This is a genomic window from Flavobacterium sp. 9R, assembly GCF_902506345.1.
Classification (GTDB): Bacteria; Bacteroidota; Bacteroidia; order Flavobacteriales; family Flavobacteriaceae; genus Flavobacterium.
In genome coordinates, this window is the sequence record NZ_LR733413.1 from 1,278,712 (window position 1) to 1,289,921 (window position 11,210).

General features: G+C 36.4%; 3 protein-coding genes. All 3 read right to left on the reverse strand.

Annotated elements, in window-relative coordinates:
* Positions 1-227: 227 nt before the first annotated feature.
* Complete coding sequence (locus FLAVO9AF_RS05720; protein WP_159685591.1) at positions 228-1,208, reverse strand: type IX secretion system membrane protein PorP/SprF; 981 nt, start codon at positions 1,206-1,208, stop codon at positions 228-230.
* Between the two features lie 44 nt (positions 1,209-1,252).
* Complete coding sequence (locus FLAVO9AF_RS05725) at positions 1,253-9,232, reverse strand: T9SS type B sorting domain-containing protein (RefSeq protein WP_236552282.1); 7,980 nt, start codon at positions 9,230-9,232, stop codon at positions 1,253-1,255.
* Between the two features lie 101 nt (positions 9,233-9,333).
* Entirely contained in the window at positions 9,334-11,202 is a 1,869-nt protein-coding gene (locus FLAVO9AF_RS05730; RefSeq protein ID WP_159685596.1) for an OmpA family protein, read from the reverse strand.
* Between the last annotated feature and the right edge of the window lie 8 nt (positions 11,203-11,210).

Consider the following 11,210-nt stretch of genomic DNA (forward strand, 5'->3'; position numbering starts at 1 on the left):
GTTAAGTTAGTATTTTATCTTTTTATAAAAGTATTAAAATAAATGTTAACTCGTTTAATTTTATTTACTTAAATTTTATTTTTGATGATTACTATTTAATGTTTCTTTGTTTTTTTAGATAATAATTCAATGAATGATTGCTGTTCTTGTATTGCTTTATTTGGTTGAAGTGTCTTTTATAGCCCAATTTTTAAGTTAAAATTGAGCTATAAAAGCATTTAATTTTATTAATTGACCGCAGGACAAAAACAATCGTAGCGTAGTTTTTTGCAAAAAACATCCAATCCGAGAGTGATTTGATGAAAACCACCGCTAGCAAATTGTATGTTACCCACAAAGGATGTATAAGTATAGGCAAACATTACATTTTTATAATTAACACCTAGAATTGGAATAAGGTTCTGCAGTTTTTGGCTGTTATTCGTACCGTAAGTGGCACCATCTAGGCTTCTTCTGTATGAAATGCCTCCCCACAATATACCTTCATTTAACTTTTTATATAGTTTTAAATTAATATCGACAAAACTCTCTTGGGTTTTTTCCACCAATTGAAATAAAACGGAAGGCTCTACTTGTAATAGTTCCGTTTCACCAAAGATATAACCTGTGGAAAAAAGATATTTTCTAAGATTATCGGATTCAATATCGGTATACAATTGTCTTTGATTGGCAACAATATTTTTTATTGTTGCGTGGGTATAGAAATTATTATATTGATAGGATAAACCCACGTCAAGATTAAAATAGGAATCCTTTAATTGTGCACCAGCTTGGGTAATAGGGTCAAAGATGGGACTAAATTTGGTCTCGTCAAGACTACTTTGAATGATACCAGCATTCATTCCAAATGATAATTGATTCAATTCTGGACCGCTTTCATTGAGTGGTAGGTGATGGGCATAGGTTAGTTTTAATCCTTTTTGGGAATGGTATCCATTTCTATCATTAAAAACGATTGCACCAATCCCTGAACGTTCACCAACTCCCATATTAAAACTAAGTGTTTGTAATCTTGGCGATTCTGGTTGTGAAGTCCATTGTTGTCTACTTGTAAGTCTAATTTTTGCACAATTAGAACTTCCAGCCATTGATGGGTGCAGTAAGTAATAGTTGTCTGAGAGGTAATCACTGTAGACAGCAATTCCCTCTTGTGCAATTGTTAGTTGAGTTAGTAAGAGTACTAGTGGTAATATGAATTTTAATTTCATTGTATTTTTGAGGAGTTAAATTTGTCAATTTTTGTTTTTTGAGTTTATCGTTTCAGCGAAAAGTGAGATTTAAACTCAACCATTTTACCATTTTCTTCAAAGATTACTTTGAACCAATAGTCAGTAGCAGGAAGGTCATTTCGATTGTAAGTTCCATCCCAGCCATTACCTTGAGGTCTAATTTCGTTTAAGAGTTTTCCGAATCTATCAAAGATGTATATCACAGCATTAGGTTGGTTTGATAGGTCACTAATATTCCAAGTATCATTATAACCGTCTCCGTTTGGTGTGAAGAAGTTAGGGAAATCAAGAGCATAAGCGTCCAAAATAGTTTCTTGACAACCGTCTAAATCTCTAATTGTTATTTGATGTGGACCAGGAGTTACTCCATTGAATATAGGTGACAATTGTATCTCTCCTTGGTCTAATTGATACGAATAATCTTCAACATTGCCATTGCTAACACTAACTGTGAACATTTGTTCTTTTGAAAAAGAACGTGTAAGAATGTACGAAGCATTGGCAGATTGAGATGATTTAACTTCAATTTTTACTTCTTTTGAACTACAACCTGTAAGCGTGTTGGTGGCAATAAGGGAATAACTACCCGCTTTATTCGCCACTAAAGTTGCGTTTTGTTCAAGAGGTAACACAGTACCATTAAAACTCCATTGGTAGGTATAACCAGTAGTTGGTAATGTGGAATCAATGATGTAATCCCTAATTGTAGCGCCAGAAATAGGGTCAACACATATGATTCCGTCGACAGGTTTAGGTAGCACTTGTGGATTAATTGTAATTGTAATGGCTTCTATGGCCGTGCATTTAGATGCCGATACTATATTTGTTATTCTTGCGTAAACCATATAGCTAAAAGGGATAGCGCTCAAATAGCTTGATGGATTTGGTATTGGATTATTATTTAATTGAGCGTCATTTAAACTTGTAAAATATGTAATTTGATAATTGCTTACAGGGTTTGTTCCTAGAAGTATGGTGTTAAATGCTGTCAAATTTAATGTCATTTTTCCATCATTAGTGTCATCTGTATCACAGAAACTACTTTGAGCATTGGTAACACTAGTAGTTGCCGCTCCCTCTTCGACAATCAATTGCAAACTATTAGAGGTGCTGGAACAGTTTGTAATCAAATTGTCTATTCTAACGTAAATGTTTTGACTAAATGCAGTTGTATTAGTATACAAATTGGAAAGAGGGTTTGTATTATTGATTGCATTTACTTGGCTATCAAAATAGCTGATTTTATAGTCGTTAGGGTTGCTAACGGTATTCAACATCTCTACTGTTTTGTTTGAAAAGTCAAAAGTCATGAATCCATCAGTATTGGGCTCACAGAGTACATAATTAGAGACATTGTTAAAGCCTGGCAATAAATTCACTTTTAGAGGAAGTGTAACTACAGTTGCACATTTGATATCATTTGGATTAGCAGGTGATGTACTTACTCTTACATAAATGTTTTGATTTACTGTCGTGTTGGTAAATTGGCTAGGGTTACTAATTCTATTGGATGTATTCCCGCTATCGGCATCAATTTTATTAGTATAGTATTCAAGTACAAGACTCATATCACCATTTTTGATTTCGTTTTGAGCTAAAGTCAAATCAAAAGTTGCGATACCTAAATTGTTAGTACTACTATCACATAATTGCAATGTAGTAGGAGTAGTGTTTGGTTTTGGTAAAGGCATAACTCTCAAAGTAAGTGTCGTATAACTAGTACAATTGGTTGTAGTATTTGTCACACTTACAAAAAGGGTTTGTGAATTGATTGTATTCGCAAAACTTGTAATATTTGTTATCGGATTGGCGTTAGCAATTGCTTCTGATTGTAAACGAAAGAATTGAACTTTTAAACTAGTATTTCCACCAGTAATTTCATTGATTTTTGTTGTCAAATCAAAAAGCTCAATCTCATTTCCAGAGGCATCATCGCACAACATATATTCTGTAGGCAAAATTGCTGTAGGTAAAGCAATAACATTAATTGTAAAACTTGTTACATCAAAGCATCCAAGTGTATTGTGAGTGACTCTCGCAAATACTGTTTCAGAGTTAGGGATTGTGTTGGTGTAGTTAGAAGCATTACTTATTGCATTGGTATTATTTATGGCATCTGTACTATTTTTGAAATAGGCAACAGTATGCGTACTAGCATTATTTACTCCTAGTATTTGTGAATCTAGTGACCTTAAATTAAAAGTCATAAAGCCGTCTTGATTATCATCACATAGTTCATATGGTTTTGCCAAAAGAGTAGCAAGAGGCTTGGCATTGACTTTTAATTGTAGCGTTGTCAATGCGTAACAAGTAGTACTATTAGAACTCACTCTCACATATAGCGTTTGATTATCTTTTACATTGTTATTATACAAACCAGTATACGCAAATACATTATTGATAGCATTTTGCTGTGTTTCATGAAAACTAATGGTTACTCCTGTAGAGGAGTTTATTTCATTTAACAAAGTTGTGTTGCTTAAATCAAATATTCCAAAACCATCATTATTGTCATCACAAATAGTAAGGGCATTTGGTTGATTAGCCAATGGTTGTGTGTTTATGGTTACATTAACAGGTTTTATGTCTGTGCATATTGTACTTGAACCAACAGTACTTTTGATATAGTAAGTACCAGAAGCAGCTATAGCATTAGGATTTGTTAGCGGAATGCTAGCTGCGGCATCGTTCCAATAGGTAATTGTACCTCCGCCAGTTGCCGTGAAGGCTGTTGTAATATCTACTGTTGCAGGAGCACAAACCGCTGCTGGACTAGTAACAGTAACTACAGGCTGAGGTTGCACAGTTATAGTGTAGGTCATAATTGGACCTGTACAAGGACCAAGTTGTTCTGCATACACTTGTATAGTTGCTGTAATTGCACTATTGGTGTTGTTTAATGCGGTAAAACTTGGGATGTTTCCAATTCCAGAAAGTGCTGGGGCTCCAATAGTATTGGTCATACTCCAATGGTACTTGGTATTAATCAGGTCTACAGGAGTACTGCTAAAGGTTTGTTGCGGAATACTTGCTCCCGAACAAACTACAAGATTCGCCATTGGCGTTACAACAGGATTATTACAAGGAAGCGCATTGCAGATTCCAGATGTTGCAGGTTGTACGCAATTACTGCCCGTAGGTGCAAGTGTTAGTTGTACGGCATCATTTGGAAGCAAACCAGGAATAGTTAAAGTTGTTGCAGTTGCTGCTAAAGTTCCACTAGGTCCAGCAATTCCGTTAATTGTGGAAGCGTATGAAAACCCTGTAGCATCAGATATCGAATTCCAATTGAAAGTAACACTATTCAAAGTTGCAGTACCACAAGCGATTGTTATTACTTCGGTTGGTCTGATGGTTACAATAACAGGTTTTATGTCTGTGCATGTTGTACTTGAACCAACCGTGCTTTTGATATAATAAGTTCCAGAAGCGGCTACAGCATTAGGATTTGTTAGCGGAATACTAGCTGCTGCATCGTTCCAATAGCTAATGGTCCCTCCGCCAGTTGCCGTGAAAGCTGTAGTAATATCTACTGTTGCAGGAGCGCAAACCGCTGCTGGATTAGTAACAGTAATTATAGGCTGAGGTTGCACGGTGATAGTGTAGGTCATAATTGGACCTGTACAAGGACCAAGTTGTTCTGCATACACTTGTATAGTTGCGGTAATTGCACTATTGGTGTTGTTTAATGCGGTAAAACTTGGGATGTTTCCAATTCCAGAAAGTGCTGAGGCTCCAATACTATTGGTCATACTCCAATGGTATTTTGTGTTAATCAAGTCTAAAGGAGTACTGCTAAAGCTTTGTTGCGGAATACTTGCTCCCGAACAAACGACAAGATTTACCATTGGCGTTACAACAGGATTATTACAAGGAAGCGCATTGCAGATTCCAGATGTTGCAGGTTGTACACAATTACTGCCCGTAGGGGTTAGTTTTAGTTGTACGGCATCATTTGGAAGTAAACCAGGAATAGTTAAAGTTGTTGCAGTTGCTGCTAAAGTTCCACTAGGTCCAGCAATTCCGTTAATTGTAGAGGAGTATGAAAATCCTGTAGCATCAGATATGGAATTCCAATTGAAAGTAACACTATTCAAAGTTGCAGTACCACAAGCGATTGTTATTACTTCAGTTGGTCTGATGGTCACAATAACAGGTTTTATTTCTGTACAGGTTGTACTTGTGCCAACAGTACTTTTGATATAATAAGTGCCAGAAGCAGCTATAGCATTTGGATTTGTTAGCGGAATACTAGCTACAGCATCTCTCCAATAGCTAATTGTACCTCCTCCAGTTGCCGTGAAGGCTGTTGTAATATCTACTGTTGTAGGAGCACAAACTGCTGCTGGAGTAGTAATAGTAACTACAGGCAGAGGTTGCACGGTGATGGTGTAGGTTGTTGCTGGACCAGTACATGCTCCTTGAGAAGCTGTAACTGTTATTGTTCCCACAATTGGGGAATTTGTTGTGTTGTTAGCTACAAATGAAGGAATGTTACCCGTTCCAGTTGCTGATGCATTCCCGATGTTATTGGTTATAGTCCAATTAAAGGTTGTTGTTGGGTCTATTGGTGTACTCGTAAATGCTTGAATTGGAATCGTATCACCTGAACAAACGACAGTATTAGAGATGGCGTCAACTGTTGGGAGAGGACAAACCAATGTAAAACAAGGCGCTGAAGTTACAGCTTGAACACAATTACTTCCTGTTGGAGTTAATGTTAATTGCACTGCATCACCTGGAGATAATCCTGATATAGTAAGACTTGTTGCAGTGGCAATAAGCGTTCCGCTACTACCAGCAGCCCCATTTACTGTGGTTGTGTAGGTAAAACCAATGCAATCGGTTATGGCATTCCAATTAAAGCTTACACTATTCATGGTGCTGGTTCCGCAAGATATAGCGATTGTTTCTGTCGGTCTTATAGTAACTACTACTGGTTTTATATCGTAACAGATTCCTCCAACAATACTTTTGATGTAGTAGGTACCCGAGCTTGTTATTGAGTTGGGTGTTAATAAAGGCGTTGAGGCTGCTGCATTGGTCCAATAAGAAAGTGTGCCACCACCAGTACTTCCAGCTGTTATCGATGCAGCTGTTAGGTCTATCGTTGTGGGAGAACAAACGGGATTTGGATTTGTAATTACTAAAACAGGAGTTATCGGTTGGTTGTTTATTCCAACAATTGTTGCAGGACTAATACAACCTGTTGCGTTCTTCGCTGTAACAGAATAACTACCTGAAGCTAATCCTGAGAAAATACCGCTAGTGTTGCTATAATCAGATCCGTCAATAGAATAAGTAAGCCCAGCGACAGTTGTAACCGTGATTTCTCCCGCATTAGCATTTGTACAAGTTGGATGTGCACTAGCAACAGCACTTGGCTGTGCAGCAGAACTGATAGAAGGAACGTTTAGTAAAATGACAGGTGATAAACAATCATTACTATCTTTTATTACTAATGTGTGATCTCCAGAGGCTAAGCCTGAGTAGTTAAGTGTAGCTGTAAAGATTGAACCATCAAAACTATAAGTAAATCCAGATGTTCCTCCTGTTACTGCACCTAATGAAATAGAACCATTGCTGTTTCCGCAAGTAGCAGGGGCTATTGTTGACGCTATTGCAGTAGGACCACTTGGAATTAGGGCAATGTATGCTGTCACTGTACCCGAGCTACATGATGTCGTAATTAATTTGGCTTCTAAAGTGTGAGGGCCAGGGATTAAATTGGAGTAGGTAGTTGCAGATGTAAATGTACCTCCATCTAGACTAAATTGGTAATCAGTTAAAGGTGTTGGACCAGTAATTACAAGGGTGCCAGAAGGAGTGGAGCAAGTGGGTTCTGTTTTTGTAAAAGTTGGAATTGCAGGTAATGAATTAACTGTAGCTACAACAGCGGTTCGGCTATTTGTACTACAACCATTATCAACAGCGTCAACATAATAGGTTGTTGTTGTGCTCAAAGAAGGAGTTGTAAAAGTAGATCCGGTAGCAATAGCACTTCCACCAGTAGCATTGGTGTACCATTGAACACTACCACTGCTTGCGATTGCTTGAAGTAGTAGGGTACCATTCCCACATCGGCTGTTGTTTTGTGTACTTGTTATTGTTGGAACAGGTTTTATAACGATTGTATAAGTAGAGGATCCAGCAGTGGTGCATAAAGTCGCATCGGCGTTTACAGCGTAGGTTACCACGTAAGTTCCGGCAGTTGAATTGGCTAAATCAATTTCACCTGTAGTGCTATTAATAGCTAATCCTGAAGTTGAGCTAAAATTCCCTCCTGTTTTAAATCCTGTTGCGAGAATAGGTAGTGGATTGGCTTCATTTTGACAGATTGGTGTCGTGTAGCTAAAACTCGTAATAGGTGAAGTTCCTCCAACAGTCAAAGTTATAGAGGCAGTTAGTAGACAAGATTTATTAATTGGAGTTTGAGCGATTAATGCAATATCATCTATGGCAAAATCGTTTCCAGCACTTAATGTATTCGTATCTATAATTTTTATAGTTGCCAAACTTACTCCTCCAGAATTCCATATTCCTTTAAGTTCTGTCCAGCCTCCACCAACAGTTGAACCATCACTTGCCGCGCCAACATTTGTTGCTGATGTTGGACTAATGGTTATGGGGATGTCATTTACAGTTACCTTAAAAGTTGCATAGTTTGAGTTAATTAAGTTTTGTGCCCAAAAAGAAAAATTATAGGCTGTTGATGGGTTAACCGTTACAGTTTGTGACCAAACCACACTTGTCCCATCAGTAGCTCCATCACAAACTAGCATGTTTCCAGTACCAGATGTGTGGTCTGTATATTTTCCAAATTTAGAATACCATTGAGAAGGATCACTTTTGATACCATAAGCAATTTGAGCTCCTAGCGGATTAACGGTATAAAAACCATATTCTGAAGAAAATCCGTTATTGAAATTCTCAAAATCACCATTGGTTATCAAATTTGAAGGAGTTAATGTAGAGTTTATTGTAGAACTAACGTTATAAGTGGTGGTTGTGGTAGGATTGACCGTAATCATATTTGATGTACTGCTTGGATTTCCACCAATGTTGGCTGTCCAAGTATAAGGTGCAATTCCGCCAGTTGCAGTAAGATTGACTGAGTTTCCCGAAAGAATACATCCTGTTGAAGAAGAAGAAATTGTAACAGGTGTAGGCTCTGTCAGGGTGATAACTGAGGTACTAATCGTTTTAGGTGTACTGTCAGAATCTATTACAGTTGCGGTATAGGTACCTCCTGTAAGACCTGTAAATATTCCAGTTGTATTGGTTGCTGTAGCTGTTCCGCTAAGTTGATAAGTATAAGGTTGAATTCCTCCAGCGCCATAAGCGATAATTGCTCCATCACTTGCAGCAATACACGATGGATTAGTTTTAGAACTAGAAATTGCAATAGGTAGTGGAGGTCCAAATAAACTTATGTCATCAATGGCAAAATCATTTCCTCCACCTCCAGCACCTACGGTCGATAATTCAATACGAACCCACTGTGTAGTTGAAGGAGTTATTGTAAAACTAACTTTATTCCAGCCAGCAGGAAGCGTATTTAAATCAATTGTACTGGAGCTACAGCTTGAACAACCACTAGGATTAAATCGAATGGTAGCTTTAGGGTTTCCTGAAATAGCTACATTGGCAATCCAAAAACTAAAAACATAGGCTTGTCCTGCTAAGAGTTGTCTATCGGGATTTTGTTTCCAAAAAATTTCATTACTGTCTCCATCTACAACCATCATATTTCCTGTGCCGTTCCCATTTGTGTGGTCTTTAATAGAAATAAAATTTGTTGTATTGACACTAAAGGCATCATTAGTTATAGCATACTCTCTAGGTACACTATTGCCTTGATTGTAATTAATTTGATTATAATTACTTTGATAACCAACTGCTGGTGGTTTTGGTACACTTGCATTGAAGGTTCCAAAATTACCATTGGTTATTAAATTTTGAGCGAACAAGTTAGAAGTACTCCCTATACCTAATAGTAGCAAAAGGAATAGGGGATAGTTTTTTTTAAAAAGTTGCAACATGGTGGTTAGTTATTATAGAATTAAAATTTGGGGTAGTATGGTTTAAATGATTTCGTTTTTGGTTAGTCCTTTACGATAAGAAATTCTGAACGTCGATTTTGGATGTGTTCTTCCTCGGTACATTGATCACCGCAGTTTATTTTAGGTTCAGATTCGCCGAATCCTTTCCCAGATATTCTAGTAGTACTAATCCCTTTTGACAAGATGTAGTTTACAGTAGATTGAACTCTTTTTTCAGACAGATTCATATTGTACTTCGAAGTCCCTTTGCTATCTGTATGTGCTCTAATAAAAATTTTCATAGCCACATTTTGATTCATTATGTAAACTAGTTTATCTAAGATTGTTTTTGATTGTTTTGTGATTTCATATTTATTGAACTCAAACAAAATTGGGTTAAAGTGGATTTCTGTGTCGGTAACCACTACTTCTGCAATTGGTTCAATAGGGATAGTAATTCTTAAATTAGGATCAACAGTTGGGGCAATAGCGACCTGCTTAGTAACAAAGCCGTCTTTGAAAATTTTTAGATAAGGTTTTTTTTCACAAGCGATTCTAAACTCAATCCATCCATTTTTGTCAGATTGCAAAGTGGTTATTGGGTTCTCGTTGGTATCGGTTACGATCACTTTTGCATTACTTAGGGGTTGATTCGTAGAAGCATCTGTAAGAACAGCAGCATAATAATTGGTACAATCTGGTATACAAGAATAAATGTTGTCATTTCCCTCTCTATTGCTTGATAAATAGCCAATTTTTCGGTTGTAAAAAGTAGAGAAAGCAAAGTCATCTTTGGAACTGTTTACAGGTATTCCTAAATTTTCGGCCTCACTTTCATTGTTCAAATCTAACTTGTAAATATCTAGCCCACCTAGTCCTAGTCTTCCATTCGAAGCAAAATAGAGTAAATTGTTTTCATCAATAAAAGGGAAGGATTCGTCTCCTTCAGTATTGATTCTTGGACCTAAATTTTCGGGTTTACCATACGTTCCGTCTGCATTAATAGTTACTTTCCATATATCATTTCCACCAATTCCTCCGGGCATATTTGAAGAAAAGTATACTATTGTATTGATAGAGTTAACACTTGGGTTACTTACTGAATAAAGTTTACTATTAAAAGGCAATGGTTTTGCGTTTTTCCAAATACCATTATCATTGGTGGCTGTAAATAATTGAACTTGACCACTTTTTAACTTTTTGTTTTTGATTTTGTCAAATTGATTGACCGTGAAACTTTCACTAGAGAAATAGATGTTTTTTCCGTTTTTAGTTATTGTAATAGGCCCTTCATGAAAGGTACTATTTAGCTCTTTTACAGGTACAGGTTGAGAAAATACAGTGTCATTTTTTCTGATACTAGAAAAAATATCTAAATAAGGTTCTTCATTCCAACCGTATTTTTTGTTTTGTTCTATTCTACTGCTCACAAAGTAGAAAGTACTGTCTGTAAGAAAACCTCCAAAATCACTTCGATCGGAATTAATATTAATCTTTTTTACAGTGTATTTCTTTTGTTGGTTTAGTAATGCTTCAGTATAGTTGTCCTTTTTATGAAAAGTTGTACTTCTGCTATCAGATGAATATTTTAATGCAAATTTTTTCATCTCTGCATTGGCTTTTTCATATTTTTTATTGGAACGTAAGCAATCGATATAGTTAAAATGTGTGGCTTTGTCTTTAATAACTTCGTAAGATAATTTATAATATTTTTCGGCTTCTTCTGTATTAGAAGTATAGTAATAGCAATTGGCTAATTGAAGCATACCAGCCGTATTTTTTGAAGAAACATCAATACATTTTGAAAGTAATTCTATTGCTTTGGTGTATTCTAATCTTTCAATTAAATCTGATGCGGAGCAACTACTCTTTTGTGCAGTCATTGCGTTGTAGGTCAAAAGAAAGAAGAATATAATGAGGAGTTTTTTCATAATTAATA

Coding starts and splice junctions, on each gene's coding strand:
- FLAVO9AF_RS05730 (WP_159685596.1), bottom strand. CDS start 11,202: ATGAAAAAACTCCTCATTATATTCTTCTTTCTTTTGACCTACAACGCA.
- FLAVO9AF_RS05720 (WP_159685591.1), bottom strand. CDS start 1,208: ATGAAATTAAAATTCATATTACCACTAGTACTCTTACTAACTCAACTA.